At 67.7% G+C, this 15,690-nt stretch carries 10 protein-coding genes and 1 pseudogene; 4 read left to right on the forward strand and 7 right to left on the reverse strand.

Annotated features, from left to right (window positions below; translation table 11 throughout):
• Positions 1–38: 38 nt before the first annotated feature.
• Positions 39–1,442 (reverse strand): FAD-binding oxidoreductase, encoded by a 1,404-nt coding sequence (locus NA11_RS00465; RefSeq protein ID WP_245745634.1) that lies wholly within the window; start codon positions 1,440–1,442, stop codon positions 39–41.
• A 423-nt stretch (positions 1,443–1,865) separates the two neighbouring features.
• Here NA11_RS00465 and NA11_RS00470 point away from each other — a divergent pair, with 423 nt between their 5' ends.
• Together NA11_RS00470 and NA11_RS00475 are read left to right on the forward strand one after the other, a co-directional pair.
• Positions 1,866–2,393: a hypothetical protein gene (locus NA11_RS00470; protein ID WP_069159669.1), complete on the forward strand. Its 528-nt coding sequence runs from the start codon at positions 1,866–1,868 to the stop codon at positions 2,391–2,393.
• A 130-nt stretch (positions 2,394–2,523) separates the two neighbouring features.
• The gene (locus NA11_RS00475; RefSeq protein WP_141717295.1) at positions 2,524–5,076 is read left to right on the forward strand and encodes an ATP-binding protein; all 2,553 of its coding nucleotides are present in this window, start codon (positions 2,524–2,526) and stop codon (positions 5,074–5,076) included.
• Here the strand turns inward: NA11_RS00475 and NA11_RS00480 are convergent, their stop codons facing one another.
• Positions 5,077–6,768, reverse strand: coding sequence for a hypothetical protein (locus NA11_RS00480; RefSeq protein ID WP_069159671.1), 1,692 nt, complete (start codon positions 6,766–6,768; stop codon positions 5,077–5,079).
• A gap of 248 nt (positions 6,769–7,016) precedes the next feature.
• Between NA11_RS00480 and NA11_RS00485 the strand changes: the two genes are divergently transcribed.
• Positions 7,017–8,231, forward strand: a complete 1,215-nt coding sequence (locus tag NA11_RS00485) for a styrene monooxygenase/indole monooxygenase family protein (RefSeq protein WP_069159672.1) — start codon at positions 7,017–7,019, stop codon at positions 8,229–8,231.
• Between the two features lie 30 nt (positions 8,232–8,261).
• On the opposite strand, the gene NA11_RS00490 is transcribed toward NA11_RS00485, so the two are convergent.
• Both NA11_RS00490 and NA11_RS00495 read right to left on the reverse strand, forming a co-directional pair.
• Entirely contained in the window at positions 8,262–9,497 is a 1,236-nt protein-coding gene (locus NA11_RS00490) for a cytochrome P450 family protein (protein WP_069159673.1), read from the reverse strand.
• A gap of 145 nt (positions 9,498–9,642) precedes the next feature.
• Positions 9,643–12,243, reverse strand: a complete 2,601-nt coding sequence (locus NA11_RS00495) for an ATP-binding protein (RefSeq protein ID WP_084653832.1) — start codon at positions 12,241–12,243, stop codon at positions 9,643–9,645.
• Positions 12,244–12,445: 202 nt separating this feature from the next.
• Here NA11_RS00495 and NA11_RS00500 point away from each other — a divergent pair, with 202 nt between their 5' ends.
• Positions 12,446–13,633 (forward strand): cytochrome P450, encoded by a 1,188-nt coding sequence (locus NA11_RS00500; protein ID WP_069159675.1) that lies wholly within the window; start codon positions 12,446–12,448, stop codon positions 13,631–13,633.
• A gap of 3 nt (positions 13,634–13,636) precedes the next feature.
• On the opposite strand, the gene NA11_RS00505 is transcribed toward NA11_RS00500, so the two are convergent.
• The 3 genes and pseudogenes from NA11_RS00505 to NA11_RS45405 form a co-directional block, all read right to left on the reverse strand.
• Positions 13,637–14,068, reverse strand: a complete 432-nt coding sequence (locus tag NA11_RS00505) for an SRPBCC domain-containing protein (protein WP_069159676.1) — start codon at positions 14,066–14,068, stop codon at positions 13,637–13,639.
• A gap of 12 nt (positions 14,069–14,080) precedes the next feature.
• Positions 14,081–15,484: a cytochrome P450 gene (locus NA11_RS00510; protein WP_069159677.1), complete on the reverse strand. Its 1,404-nt coding sequence runs from the start codon at positions 15,482–15,484 to the stop codon at positions 14,081–14,083.
• Positions 15,481–15,690, reverse strand: a pseudogene (locus tag NA11_RS45405) (hypothetical protein); the annotation flags it as partial. The pseudogene NA11_RS45405 and the gene NA11_RS00510, both read right to left, overlap by 4 nt.

Below are 15,690 nucleotides of genomic sequence, written 5' to 3' on the forward strand. Positions count from 1 at the left end.
CATCGAGCAGTGCCGCGACAACTGCCGCCGGACGGAGCTCAACGGGGAAACAGCACACCAGGGTTGAGGATGCGGCGTGGGTCGAGTGCGAATTTGATTCTGTTCATCGTGTGCACGTCGATGGGCGTGCGGCCGAGATGGACCCAGGAGTTCTTCGCGCGGCCGATGCCGTGTTCGGCGCTGATGCTGCCCTCGTGGTCGGCGACGAGGCTGAAGACGCCGTCGGTGAGCGAGTCCACGTCGTCCTTGGCGACGTCGAGCAGGTTGACGTGGATGTTGCCGTCGACGAAATGGCCGAACAGGATCGCGCGGACAGCGGGATGGTGTTGTGCGAGTGATGATTCGAGATCGCGCACGAAGGAGGTCATCGATCCGAGGGGGATCGAGACATCCAATTTGACCACGGGCGTGCTGGATTCGCGGCCGATGCTTTCGGTGTGGCTTTCCCGCAGCTGCCACAGTCGGCGGGCAGGCGGCGGATCCATGACCGCGTTGTCGATCAGATCCTCGCTCGCGGAAAGGATTTCGACGACAGCCGCTTCGGTGTCGCGGTGTGCGGATACTTCGAACAGTGCGAGCACGGGGGAGTGGGTATCGAAGGGGCGTTTGGCGCCGGTGTGCGTGCACACCAGATCGATGCCGTCCTCGGTCATCAGCTCGGCTGCTTCGACCGTCAATCCGCTGCGGACGACCCGGTCGTACAGGCGCAGCGCGGCATCGATGGTCGCGACACCGGCAAGGAACACGTGCGCGTCGGCAGGCGGCGTGCTCAGTTTCATCAGCACCCTGGTGATCACGGCCAGCGTTCCTTCGCTGCCGGTGAGCAGGCCGGGTAGGTCGTAACCGACGTTGTCTTTGCACAGCGAGGTCCAGCGCGACAGCACGAAACCGTCGGCGAGGACGGCCTCGATGCCGAGTAGCTGAGATCGGGTGTCGCCGTTGCGAATCATCCGTGCGCCGCCCGCGTTGGTGGCGACGATGCCGCCGAGCGTCGCCGAGGTCTTCGACGCCAGATCGACGCCGAAACGGAGTCCGTGCACCGAGGCCGCCTGATCGGCGCCGGCCACCGTGACGCCTGCTCCCGCGGCAATGGTGCGGCCGATCGGGTCGACGGCTTCGACGCGGTCGAGTCGCCGGGTGCTGAGCACGATCGATCCGGATTCGGGGATGCCGCCGCCGACGAGTCCGGTGTTCCCGCCTTGCGCGGTGATCGGCACGAGCGCCTTGAAACACGCGGCGGTCACGTCCGACACTTCGGCGGTGCTCGCCGGGCGCACGACCGCGACAGCGGATCCGGCCCAGCGGCCGGTCCAGTCGGTGGTGTATCCACGCGTGGTGGCCGGATCGGTGAGGACATGGGCGGGGCCGACGATATCGCGGAGGGTGTCGAGGAACGGGCCTGGCTCGCGTTCACCGCGCAATCGCAGAATCCGGCTGTTCACGGTCGAGCCTTCCTGTCGTCGCCGTCGGCGTGCTGCGGGTCAGGCGTTGTGAAAGGGCGGTCTTCCAGTGGCGGCACGCGGTCCACAGGTTAGTGTGTTTCCGCTATCAGGTCGCTTCCCATCGTCGGGAAAGCGCGGCGGATGCAGCAGCTTCCCATCGATGGGAAAAGGCGAATCGACGCACCGGATTGATCCGAGTACGGTTCGCGCCGAACGCAATCCACTGAAGATCTTCACGAATGGCCACCCGGCGAATCGCAGTGACCACGGGATCCCCAAACCTCTTCCCTGTGGTCCGAGTCGAGCGTGTACGGCAGCACGCGGCAGCGGGTCGGCGATTCGTGATATCCCGCCCCTGGGTCCCCTGTACCCACACACCTGGGGAACCAGGGGCGGGTCTTTTCCTCTCGGAAAGGAGATCGCGTGCCGCAAGACAACGGCGACACCTATCGCTCGGCACATAGTTTCGCCACGAATTGGGCTGCGTTACTCGTTATTGCGCTCGGCGTGCTCGCCTTTGTCGGGATGATCCCAGGCCTCCTGGTGCTCGACGAACTCGACGGTGCGGCGAAAGTCTTTGTGCAAGTGGATATCACAGTGTCCATGGCGGCCACTTTCCTGGCGGCTACCCTGGCCGGATCGGCGGCGGGCATCACCGCAGATGCGGACGACTGGCGCGTCGAGGTGATCCACCGTCGCCAGCAGTGGTCGATCGTTTTCGGTGTGCTCGCGGCCCTCACCTTGGTGGTCGCGGCTCTTTCGGTGGCTTTCGCGGATAAACCGACACCTGCGGTGAAACCCTCTTCGGTCATCGCCGTATTCGACGGCAAGGCCTACTGCGGACCGCTAGTGCTCGCGCCGGACGGCACCGTCGCCGTTCGCGGCTTTCCGCTCCATCAAGCCACTTCGGTGGTCACGGTCGACAGCTGCCCCACTTACCGCACTCGGTGAGGCATAGCGCAGCAATCCGGAAATGGCAGATACCGGAATTGCAGGTCGCGGCGAATAGGCGGTCATCGGGCTAGGATTCGAAAGCATGACGGGCCTCCGAACTGGATCTTTCGGTCATATGCCCGCGACCGTGAACCGTTTCATCGGTCGCAGCAGCGAACTGGACCAGATCAGTGGCTTATTACTCGACGGAGCGCGCCTCATCACCCTGGTCGGCTCGGGCGGCATCGGCAAGACCAGGCTGGCCGCCGAGGCTGCGCACCGGTACGGCAAGGGCACCGGGATTCCGGTCTTCTGGGTCCGGTTGGCCAGGCTGCCCAAGGATTCCGGCGGCGGCGCGATCGAGGAAGAGATCGTGCAGTCGGTGCTCGATGTCAACTTCTCCAACCGGTCGGCCTGGAATGTGTTGGTAGACACTCTTACTCGCACCGACGCGGTGGGCAGGAATCTGCAGACGGTGCTGGTGATGGACAACTGCGAGCATGTGCTCGTCGACGCCGGTGATCTGATCGCCGAATTGCTGGATGTGGTGCCAGGACTGACGATTCTGGCGACGAGTAGAGAAGCGATCGGCTGGGTCGACGAACGTCTGGTCGCGGTGCCTCCGCTGACCAAGCGGGAGGCCGAGACCTTGTTCGAATGGCGAGCCAGACTGGTCGGCTATCCGGCGACCGACCGTCAATACGCGGACACCGTCGGCGCGATCTGCCGGCAGGTGCACAACAATCCGCTCTATATCCAGTTGGCCGCGGCCAGGCTGCGCTACCAGCCGCTGTCGGTGGTGTTGCGCGAATTGAGCGGTACCGCCGACGACCGGCGGATGCGCTGGTCGAATCGAATGCGGGCCGAGACCGAAACGCGGCACCAGGGCGTTGCCGATGTCATCACCTGGTCCTACGACCTCTGCAGCGACAAGCAGCGCTTGCTGCTCGACCGCATGTCGGTGTTCGCCGCAGGACACGATGTGAACCCGGACGACGAGGACGGCGTCCACCCCGAGGTGGGCGCCGAGCTGGAGGCCATCGAAATCGTCTGTGCCGAAGAGGATTCCGTGTCCGGCGCGGTGGTGTCCGGCCCGACGCTGGTGCGCGAGGAGATCTCGGCCCTGCTGGAACGGCTCGCGGATCAGTCGTTGGTCATCGTGCACATCGCGCCGACGACGGTGCGGTACTCGCTCCTGGAGAGCATCCGACTGTTCGCGGCGCAGCGCCTGCGCGAACGCGGCGTTGCCGAGCCTGCGCGGCTGGCGTATCGGCATCGCCGGTACTACCGGGACAAGGTGGTCGCACTCGGCAAAAGTTGGTTCGGGCCTTCGGAATTGGCGCATTTGGACTGGGCGCGGGCCGGTTGGGGCAACCTGCGGGTCGCGGTGGAGAGCAGCCTGGCGACACCGGATGCGGCCGCGACGGGGCTGGAGATCGCGGTCGGTCTGCTGACCATGCGGGCGCCGCTGCTCCGCGGCACGCTGCGCGAGATGCGCTCCTGGATCGACCGCACGCTGGCGGCGACCAGCGATGCGGGGCCGGAGCTCGCCGCTTTGCGGATCGACGCCATGGCATTCGGGTGCTATATCGCGCACAACCAGGGCCGCACCGCCGACGCCAAGCAGTGGCTGGAAGAGTGCGTCGCCGCCACCATCCCGGATCCGGCGGCGCGGCAGGGCTGGCGGCAGCGCTGGGCGGACGATCTGGGACTGCCCCCGGTCGTCGAGTACGCGTGGGGCATGGAGCTGATGATGCTCGATCGCGATCCCCATGCCATCACGGTGCTGGCTCGCGGACGCGAAAAGTTCACGCGCGCAGGCTATCCCGGTGGTGCGGCGATGTGTGAAATCGTCGAGTCGCTGGCCGCGGGGCTGTTCGGCTCCGCGGAGCAGGCCATGGCGACGACGCGCAGGCACCGCGAACGCCTGCGTTCGGTCGGCGCCAAATGGGCGATCGCCTGGTCCGAACTCGCCTGGGCGATCGCGCTCGCGCGCCACGGTGATCCGGTCGCCTCGTTGGCCTCGTCGCGGACCGCCTTGGCGGGCCAGCTGGAGTTCCACGACCCGTGGGGCGAGATGTGCGCCGTGCAGATCCGCATGTGGGCGTTGGCGCGCATCATCGATCAGCTCAACGCGGCCCCCGAACCCGACACCGATCGGGTGCTTGCGCTTGCCACCGAAATAGCGTGGCTGGCCGGCGGGATTTCCACCCTGCGTTCCGCCGTCGGCGTCGAGCTCGCGGAACCGAGCCCGTTCACCGAGGAAAGCGGGCGGGTGATCGCCCTCTGCCGTCAGGTGCTCGGTGCGGAGACCTTCACGGCGGTGCTGCGGCAAGGCACGCGGTTGCGTCCGGAGGCGCAGGAGGTGCAGCGGCTCGCCCTCGGCACCCTGCCGACCGAGGCGATCCCCGCGATCCCGGTGCCCGCGGCCGCCTCGGGTTCGCCATGGCACAACTTGACGACGGCCGAGCAGGAGGTCGCGTTGCTCGCGGCGGCGGGCTTCGCCAATACCGCGATCGCCGCGCGACGGGGGAGTTCGTTCCGGACCGTCGACGCTCAGATCACCGCGATTCTGCAGAAGCTGATGATCACCTCGCGCACCGGCATTCTCGGATTCGTCCCGCAGGACAAGCTCGACCGGGTGCGCACCGAGGCAGCGCAGCGCCCCGGCCGCAAGTCCGTCGGACCGCGTCGGCCTTGATCAACCGACCTTGCCGAGCGAGCGGTCGGCAGCACTCGCGTCGCGGCGCATCGCCGCCATCATCCGTGCCGCGTCGACGACGAGCCGGTGCAGCACCTCGGCCGGTTCGGTCGCGCGCGGTCCGTTCGCGACGACATCGGTGAACGCCCAGGCCAGCGCCTTGGGCGGGTCGAAACAACCGCGGTCGAAGCTGTGGCCGCACAGCTGGTCGCGCCATCGCTTGTAGCCGTGCACCACGGTGCCGAGGGTGGTGCGCCGGTAATCGGTGTTGCCGTGCAGGTATTCGGCGATCAGTCCGCGTTGGGCCATCCGGCGGGCCAGGCGGTTGCCGGAGATATCGAGGGCGGCGCCGAGTTCGCGCAAGGTCATCGCGTACACCGGGCGTTCGGCCGCACCCGGCACAGTGGACCCCGACGTCATCTCCGTGTTGACGAGGTCGGCGATGCGGCGCGGCGCGGTCGCCAGGTCATGGTTGAGCACGATCGACCAGGTGAAGGGCCGTCGCACGTCGTCGGTGCGCTGTCGCTGTGCGCGCACCACCTCGTTGGCGGCGAGCTGGTCGAGCGTGACGCGGCGCAGCTCGAGGACCGGATAGTCCGACAGCACGGTGTCGACGGCGGTGACGAATTCGCGGACGACGGTTTCGTCGAGTCCGGGAGTGTCGAATCCCGCCGACGTCAGGCGGTGCCGATCGACAAGGTCGCGGACGAGCGGATGGCAGTCCTTGGTCGATCTGGCGAGCCACGGCGTGGTGGCCGGCGCGGTCACCGTGGGTCTGCGGTTTCCGGTCTTGGCACGGTCGGCCGCGCCGGGTTCGACCGGCCGCCCGCCTGGCCGCAACCACGGCGCACCGCCGTAGGGACTGTTCGACCATGGAGTGTTCGGTGGCCTGCGGTCCATTGCCGCGCTGATGGTCGGCCGCGCCCCGGCTTGCCACGGCGTCGCCGCGGTGGTGGTGCCGGGACCGATCGTCCTCGGGGGCGTCGGCGTGGTGCGTGGCGCGAAGGCGGTGGCGGGCGCGGTGTTTCGCGCGGCGGGTGGGCCGGCGACAGTCACAGTGCCCGGGGCGGTCACTGTGCCTGGGGCGGAGGCCGGTGCGGTGCTGTGGCGGGTGGCTCGCGGATCGGAGCGCGGTCCGGTGCCGTCGCCGGGTTGCCTGCTGGATATCGGTGCGGCGACCGGGTTGGGGTTGGCCGTGGCGGGGTCGGCCACTGGACTCGACGGGAAGCGCTGATCGGTCGGCACGGCCTGGCTCGGCTGGGTATCGGTGCGCTGCGGCGCGAACATCGTCGACGTATTGTCAACGGCCGGTGCGGCATTGATCAGCGGCGCGGCGGCCGATCGCCCATCGGGGAGCCAGCTGACCGGTGTGTTGTCGGTGCCGGGTGCGGCCGCAGTGTTGATGATCTCGGCACCGCGTGCGTCCTGCGCCTCGAAACTGTCGGCCGCGGCGCTGAGCTGCTCCCCGAAGGTTTGCAGGGCGGTTGCGAGCTGTTGCAGTGCGTCGAGGCCGCGCTCGGCATCGGGCAGATAGTTCTGCTCGAATGCCTTTCCCGGCTCGTCGTCACCCCAGCAGCGGCCCTCCCGCGCCAGGGCCGCGCGTAGCTCTTCGAATGTCTGCGCGGCTTGCGCGCCGAGGTCGTGAAACTCTGCTCCATTGGCGCGCAAGCCATCCGGATCGATCCACAACATGCGCTATTCCTGGGGAATGTCGAGCCTCGGGTGCGTGGCCACTTCGGGATGGTGTCACAGGTGCGGCCGCTTCCCAGTGCTGGTGGCGGCTGCCGTGGGACGCGACATACCGTCAGTGAACCATCCGGTTGGGTTGGACGCCGCGGACATCGTCATGTCCGCTTCGGATATACCGATGTGGCCGACACACCTATAGGTCGATGATTCTTCCAGTGCCACAAGAGAATTCGTGATTGGGAGGGCCAGAAGTGGGACAGGTGCTTATTCTCGGTGCTGGTGAGTGCGGGCTGCCATTGGCGCATCGACTCTTGCGCGGCGGAGTTGCGGTCACGTTGCTGACCGCTCGTGACGCGGAAGCCATCTTGGCAGGCGGGGTCACCAGCACCCAAGTCAAGTTCGCACCGACGCTCGATCTCGAGTCCGATGCCGGAATCGGCATGTGGCACACGAGCGCGCCGAAGATCAACGGGATCCGCTTCACCATGGTGGTCGACCGGCAGCCGGTGGTGCAGTGGACGGGCAAGCTGAGCCGCCCGGCGCAGAGCGTCGATCAGCGCACGGTCTTCGCCAGATGGCTTGCCGAGGTCGAGGCCGCGGGCGGCGAGCTGCGGATCGCGGATCCGAGCATGGAGCAGCTCGACCGATACGCCGCCGCGCACGAACTGACGATCGTGACCAGGGCGACCGGCATGCTCGCCGACCGCTTCGCGCCCGATCCAGCATGGGTCACGCCGTCGACGCCACAGCGGCGGTTGGCGGTGCTGTACCTGTTCGGTGTTGCGGCGGATCCGGACGATTTCGGCGGCTACACAGTGCTGCCTGGACACGGGGAAGTGGTCTCCTATCGGGGATTGACCGGACTGCCCGGTCGCGAACAGCAGTGCGAGATGCTGCTTTTCGAGGCGGTGCCTGGCGGATGCCTCGACGTCTTCGGTCCCGAGCTCAGTGCGGGCGAACGACTAGGGCATGCCATGCGACTACTGGCAACACACCTACCGCCGGGCACGGCCGAGCGCTACGCGACCGCCGAGCTCACCGACAGCGGCGCCACCCTGGTCGGGGCGGTGACGCCGTCGATGCGCAGGCCGATCGGGTCGCTGCCGTCGGGCCGTCCGATCCTCGGCGGTGGCGACGTGGTGTGCCGCATGGATCCCGGCGGCGCGCAGGGCGCGAACAATGCCGCGCACTGCGCTGCCAACTACGCCGCGGCGATACTGGGTCATCGCGACGGACCCTTCGATCGGCAGTGGATGGACGCCGTTGCGGCACAGTGGCTTACCGACATCGCCCACCCTGCGGCCCGATGGACCGAGGCGTTGCTCGACCCGCCCCCGCCGCTACAGCAACTCGCGCTCGCCGCCCAGCAGGATCCCGTGCTGGCGAACGCGTTCGCCGATACCTTCGCCAGGCCTGCGGCCATGGGCGATCTCGCCGCGCGGCTCGGCCATGAGGTTGCGGATTGACGAAGGCGACAACGCATTGGGACACCGGACCTACGGCGTCGGCGGCGCTATCGGGGCAGTAGGTGGAAAGGTCACCGGCAGCGCGGCCAACGCACGGTGGAACGGGCCGGGGCGCCATGTCAACTCGTGCTTCGGGGTGCCCAATCGGAGGTCGGGCAGCGCGTCGAGCAGCTGGTCGATGGCGACCTCGGCCATCAAGTAGGCCGTAGACCGCGCGGGGCACACGTGCGGACCTGCGCCCCACGCCAGATGCGATCTGTTCCCGACTCGATCGCCCGAATTGATCGCGGGGTCGTTGTTGCACCCGGTCAGGCTGATGACGACCGGCTGATGGGCGGGCAACCAGATCTCGTCGATCAGGATCGGCTGGCGCGGATAGGTGACGCTGAAGTTCGCGATCGGCGGATCGTTGAACAACACCTCGTCGAGCGCGTCGCGCGTCGAGAGGCTCCCATCGAGCACGCCGCCGGCGAATCGATCATCGGTGAGGATCAACACCACCGTGTTGACGATCAGATTGAGCAGCGGCTCGATGCCTGCCCCGTACAAGACCACGAGCTGATTGGCGAGTTCGGCCTCGTTCAATTCGGCAGGGTGCCGCAGCAACCGGGAGGTGATGTCGTCGCCGGGCTGCGCGCGTTTCAGCTCGACCAGCTCGCCGATCGCGGCACCGAGCAGCCGGTTGCCCTGTTCGGCGTCGACACCGTCGAAGAGCGCGATCGTCGCGGCCGTCACCCGTTGCCCGATGTCGGCGGGACACCCGAGCATGGCGTTGATGGCATCGAAGGCGAGCGGAAAGGCGTACTGGGCGACCAGATCCGCCACCCCCACGGCGCAGAAGCCGTTGATCAGCGCTACCGCGCTCTGCTCCACCGAGTCGTGCAGCTGGTTCAGATCGACACCGTCGATGGCCGCGGTGTTGGCTTGCCGGTAGCGGGTGTGCTCGCCGCCCGCGCTGCGCAGCGCATTGGGCCGCCATTCGAGGACGGGAAGCACCGGGCAGTCACTGGGGATCCTCTGCTGCCAGGTCCTCGGGTCGGCCGGAAAGTGCGACTCGTCGTGCATGATGCGCACCGCGGTCCGATGGTCGATCACCAAAGTGGCGGGCACACCGGGGGCCAGCTCGACCGGAACCAGCGCGCCGTACTGCGCGCGCATCTCGCGGTAGGCGCGGTGCGGGTCGGCAGCGAACTCGGCGCCGTAGAGGCAGACGCGTGGACCGTCGGTGCCGCCCGGTGAGATGGTGTGCGACGCCGTTGATCCCATGGATGGCGTGGTCTTCTGGGGCGAGTTCAATGAGGTGACTCCAACGCAGGTAACGGGATTCGGTACAGAGCAGAAACCCCGATGCTCGACGTCTAGGTAGTCGATCCGCATCGGGGGGTGGCGTAGACAGTGCTCGAGATTCGCGTCACGAGGCCTCACCGGTCAGCGCGCGGCTCGGCCGTTCCGGCTTGCGCGCTGATTCGGTTCGGACATGCTGGATTTCGTGTTCGGGCACGAAGCGCATGATGTCTTCGCGTGAGGTGATGGTGAGCTTGCGGAAAATGGACGTCATCTGGGTGTCGACCGTTTTGGCCGCACTACCCCGGCGCGCCGCGATGGCGGTGTTGGTCCAGCCCGCCGCGGCCAGAATCGCGACCTGCTGTTCGGCGGTGGACAGGTCGGTCCAGTGCGTCGTGCTGTTGCGGCGTCCGTTGTGCAACGGAACCGCGTTGATGGTCAACGTACCCAACGCAAGTCGCTGGACCTCGGCGAACTCGGGCCGCAGCGCGGCGCCCTCGGCCGCCGCGGTGTCGTAGCGTTCCGCGCCGAGCACGCCGCGCGCGGTGGCGATCGCCCGCCGGGTTTCGTCGGCGAACGGAACGAGCTTGTCGACATCGGCCTCGATGTCCGCGCTCGACGTCGTCGCGCCGCCGACGAGGTGCGCGATTTCGGTGGCCAGCGTCCGTGATCGGTCGCGGTGCTGGGTCGCACCCGCGACGAGATCGGCCAGGATGCGCGCCAGCGCCCACGCGCGCACGTGCACCGACAGCAGCGCACCCCATGAGTCGAGTTGCCGCATCTGATAGGCCAGCGCCGAACGGCTCAGTGCCAGTGCCTGATTAGGGTCGCCGTGCCTGGTGAGCGCGATGGCGAGGGTGAGTTCCGCGGCGGCCTGTGCCCCGGTCGCACCGGAGGCCTTCGCGTTGTCGAGGTGACGGCGTGCGGTGTCGACGGCCTGCGGCGGCGCGCCGAGCAGACCCGCCGCCTGCGCCTGGCACATCTCGGCGAGCAACGCGCAGGTCCGATCGCCGAGCAGGTGCCATTTTCGGTTGGCGTCCGCCAATATCTCGATGGCCCGCGAATCCCGGTGCACCAGTAAGAGTTCGACACCCCAGGCGAAGTCGACCGCCGCGGGCAACTCGAGATCCGAGCGCTCCGCGTGCCGCCATGCCTGGTCGGTGCGCCCGGTCGCCGCCGCGACACAGTCGTCGAGCAGTCGCGCCGCGGTGTCATTGCTGCCCTGGCACAGGCACATCCAGGAGACCATCGCACCCGCGGTGATGCCGAGATCGTTCGGTAGTCCGCTGACGCCACCGGCTGCGTTGAGCGCTCGCTCGGCCAATCGCCGCATCTCCCAGGGCGTCCCACGAAAGAACGGTGCGCGCAACGTGATGAGCCCGGTGGCGATCTCCACGCCGAGGACAGCCGAATCCGGTGTGGCGAGGCTGCTTTCGATCGCGGCGACAATGTTGTCCCACTCGGCGCGTGCCCAGTCGAGCAGTTCTTGCTCCGCAGGGCCCGCCCAGTGGGTCGCGGCATAGACGACCCGATCACGGAAGTACTTGCGATGGCGGGCGGCAAGCACGTCCGGCTCGGTGCGCGAACGCCGGCGCAGCCGCTGCTGGGCGAAGACCCTGGTGGTCTCCAGCAGAAAGTAGCGGACGGTGTCAGCGGTGCGCTCGACCGAGACCAGTGACTGGTCGACCAGCCGGAACAGCAGGTCTTCGATGTCCTCGTCCGCCAGCAGCACCGCGGTGTCTGCGTCCGGGTCGTCCGCGCAGATCGCGCGCACCGCTGGCAGGTCGACGCCGCCGCTGATGGTCCGAAAGCCGGTCGCCTCCACTGGATTCGAGTCGGATCCCGGGGTGAATATCGACATCCGTTCCAGCAGCAGGCGTTCCTGCTCCTGGCACAGGTCATAGGACCACGCGATGGCCTCCTCGACACTGCGGTGGCGCGGGTCGGCCCCGACGCGCGGGCCGTGGGCCCAGCGCATCCGCTGGTCGTCGACGGTGCCGGTCAACTCGCGCAGGATGGCGGGCAACGGCTGTCTGATCAACCGGCCCGCCGCCAACTGGACGAACAGCGGGTTGCGATGCACCCGCTCGCAGATCCGGCTGGCCAGTGCGGTCTCGCTGCCGTCGACAGTGTGCCCGGTCAGCTCGGCACGTTTGTGAAACAGCTCCAGGGCTTGATGTTTCGACAGCGGTGGCACGGTGACCAGGCGCTCGTCGGTCCAGGCGATCGGCTCCCTGCTTGTCGCCAGGACGGTTAGGCCGCGTACTTCGTCGAGCAACTCCGCGGTCACCTCGCCCGCGGCGGCGAGCACGTGCTCGCAGTTGTCGAGCACCAGAACGGTTTGCAATTGGCGACCGACCGCGTCGGCGCGCGTCAGCATGTCGAGCAGGGCCTGCCAGGTGGGGTGTTCGGTGGATTCGGTGGCTACCACGGTACGCACGAGTTCCTCGGCCACTGCGCCCGTCGCCGAACCGCCGGGCAGGTGCGCGAGCCGGACCCAGAAAATCGGGGTGCGGCGGGCCTTTTGGATCCGCTGCACGGCCTCTGAGGCCAGTCGCGTCTTGCCGATCCCGCCGGGGCCGGTCAGGGTGATCAGCCGCGCCGGGCCCAGGAGGAAGCTGCACAGTTCATCCAGCTCACGTTCACGTCCTACGAATCCGTATTTCGCGACGGGGGGAGCGCCGATTCTTTGTACGCCCCACGTCCCTGAGTCAGCACTGGTAACCATGTCATGACCTCCAATGCCATAAGGGTGCAGCGTAGGTCTGAAAACCGGGTCCCCAGTACGGAGAACACTGGACCGCTGGTCTGCCCCCTATCAGCTACCTAAGTATGTGGTCGGCTGATCGGCGCCGGAGCCACCGATGCCGCGGCGGGCGGGCACAGGTGATCATGGGGAGCTACCCGGTGCGCGCGAGAGTGAGATCCCCATGGTCGGAACCGAGCCGAGTGCTCGCAAGGTCGATCGCGGCGAGCTCGACGCGGCCTGTCCGGTAGCGCGCGGCGCGGACGGCGTGTGGCGGATCAACGGATACGCGCCTGCGGTCGCGCTGCTGCGCGCCGGTCACACCGTGCAGGACGGGCTCGGCATCGAAACAGTCGCCATGCTGCCCAAGCGCATTCGCAAGCCGGTGGTCTTCCAGGACGGCGCCGAGCATCGGGACCATCGACGCGAGACCGCGCGCTACTTCGCCCCGCGCTGGGTCGACGAGCACTATCGCGACCTGATGGTCCGGGTCGCCGATGCGCAGATCGACACGCTGCGCAAGGCTGGGGCGTGCGTGCTGTCGGATCTCAGCTTCAGCATGGCCATCGAGGTGGCGGCGGCCGTGGTCGGGGTGCGTGGCGGCACCGGAATTCAGCGGCGGCTCGAACGATTCTTTCCCGAACGGGTCGGTATGCCCGGGCTGACCAGCCTGCACGGCCTCTACTGGCTGTGCAGGCTTGGTTCGAATTGGCTGCGCGTCTACTGGTTCGATGTCCGGCCCGCGGTCCGGCTGCGGCGCAAGCAGCCGCGCGACGATCTGATCTCGCACCTGCTGGCCGAGGGCTGGACCGAGACCGAGATGCTGGGTGAGTGCCTGACCTATGCGTCGGCCGGGATGATCACAACCAGAGAATTCGTCAATGTCGCTGCCTGGCACCTGTTTACCGACGAGTCGTTGCGGCAGCGGTATCGCGCAGCGGCCGAACCGGAACGGATCGCGTTGCTGCACGAGATCCTTCGCCTCGAACCCGTCGTCGGTTCGTTGCGGCGCCGCACCACCGCGGCGGTCGAAGTGCCCGGTCCGGACGGGCCGGTCGTCATTCCGCCTGGTGCGCGGGTCGACGTCGTGGTCGGCTCGGTCAACGTCGATCCCTCGGTGATGGGGGAGCGGCCGATGACCGTCTGCCCGGGCCGGGCCGTGGCTCCCGGCACCGCGGAAGCAGGCCTCTCGTTCGGTGCGGGCGCGCACCGCTGCCCTGGCGGACACATCGCGATCCTGGAGACCGACGTCTTTCTCAGCAAACTGTTCGCCATCGACGGCGTCTATATGAAGACGGCGCCGCGGGTGACCTTCGACGAGGTGATCACCGGTTATGTCCTGCGCGAGATGGTGATCGCGCTGCCTGGCTAGGGACTACCCCGATTCGGCTCGCTCCTTGAGGGCCTGGTTGAGCTGGTGGTAGCGCCGCTCGAGCATGGCGAGCAGTGCTCCGGCGAGCGGGATGACGATGCCGGAGAGGTGCTCGTAATGCCGCAGGTGCGTGCCTGTTTCGGTCGGGGTCAAGAGGAAGCCGTGCTTGCCGTCGGCGAGGCGTGGGACGGCGAGCCCGCCGCCCCAGCGCAGGTGTCGCTGGTCGTCCACGATGTCGACGGTCACCGGAAAAACCTTGGCGGCGAACCGATCCGAGAACTTCGTGTGCAGCGCCAACGCGGCGCCCGGCTCGGCGATGCCGTCGACGGCGACGAAGAAGGGATTCCAGGCGGGATAGGCGGCGAAATCGGTGAGCACTGCCCATACCCGGTCGGGGGTGGCCGCGATGGTTGTCGCGGTGTCGATCGTCCGCATTCGAGCCCCCGGCTACCGGCCGGCCAGCTCGGCAAGCGTCGGGCTGCCCGGATACGTCTGATGCACTCTGGTCCGGCGCGCGGGCAGCACGTCGGGCAGCCGCACGGAATAGCGCTGGAGCACCTCGTCGAGCACCGCGGCGGTGACGGTCTCACTGAAACGCTGTGCGACGCAGCCGAATGCGCCGCGCCCGAAGGTCGCGACCTTGGGCGACGGCTCGCGCAGGTAGCGGTCGGGATCGTAGGCGTCCGGGTCGTCGGGCACCCGGCGCGGGTCCCGGTTCATGGTGCCGGGGAACAGGCCGACGGCCTGTCCGGCCGGGATGTGGTACGTGGTGCCGTTGTGCTCGAACTCGTAGGGTTTGTCGAGGTATCGGATGAGCGACGACACTGGGTACAGTCGCACCGTTTCGTTCAGGCAGCGGCTGAGCAGTTCGTGACGGGCCGCCGGATCGGGCATCGATCGCAGCCGCGCGGCCAACTCGGGCCTGGTCAGAATGTCGACCAGGGTCCAGTAAGTGTAGGTGCCGGGATAGGCCATGGCGTTCCATAGCACGTACATGAACATCCAGCGCCGGTCCGCCGGAGTCAGCGGTCGACCGCCGAGCCGCGCGCGGTCGATGGCCTGCAGCAGCGGCGATTTCGACGCCTCGAAGGCGGGCAGCTCGTCGCGGATCAGGCGATAGAGCTTGCGGGTGGCCCGGTATTCCGGCATCAGGTAGTGAAACGGCGTGATGGACAGGGTGGTTCGCGGAATGTCGATGCCGTCGCTGATGGGGCGGTAGTACTCGGTGAGGCGCGCGCCGAAGGTGTCCCACAGCTCGTCGCCGACGAAGTAGCGACCCGTCACCTCGTAGACGATCGGGTGGATGGCCTCGGTCAGATCGACGTACCGCGGCCAGTCCACCGCGTGGCGTTTGACGATGTCGGGGACGGTGTCCGGCGTGCGCCGCACGCTGGTCCCCGGCAGCATCTCGGCCATCAGCTTGCGGCCGAGCAGGATCAGCTCCTGCAGCGTTTCCGGGCCGGCCTGTTCGCGTGGGAACCAGTAGCCGACCGTCGGCACCCGGTGCAGCACCTCGCCGACGCCGGCATGGTCGGTGGGCAGGCTCATGACCCGCCGGTAGTGCTCGCCGTCGAGCAGGAAGGTGAAGTCGTAGATGCTCGGCACCCGCAGCGTGAACGCGTCGCCGTAGCGCGCCCGGTTGCGGACGACCAGGCCGATCGGATCGGTGATCACCGACCGCAGTCGGGTGATCACACCGACGACCGGAAGCCGATCCGCGCCTGCCCAGGCGAGCGGAACAGCCTGGGTGCCAGGCGGAGTCTGCACGGGCCTGCGGAACCAGTACTCGGTCGCTGCGGCCACGCCGGTGACGGCGGCCGCCGCGATTGCCCAGCGTTTCGTCGCACTCATCGTGATGTCTCCTCGGGATAGAACTGCCGTGCCCAGGTTCGATAGGCGGCGATGGGGCCGTCGCCCGCGGCGATGGCGGGCTTGCCCAAATACTTTTTGTGATCCCAGATCTGGCGATCCCGCAGCAATTCGACGACGACCATCCGCAGCACGCCGCGCTCGATCAGCATTTCCAGCGGCGTCAACGCGGCCTTGCTGATCGGCCC

The sequence above is a fragment of the Nocardia altamirensis NBRC 108246 genome (genome assembly GCF_001612685.1).
Taxonomy (GTDB): Bacteria; Actinomycetota; Actinomycetes; order Mycobacteriales; family Mycobacteriaceae; genus Nocardia; species Nocardia altamirensis.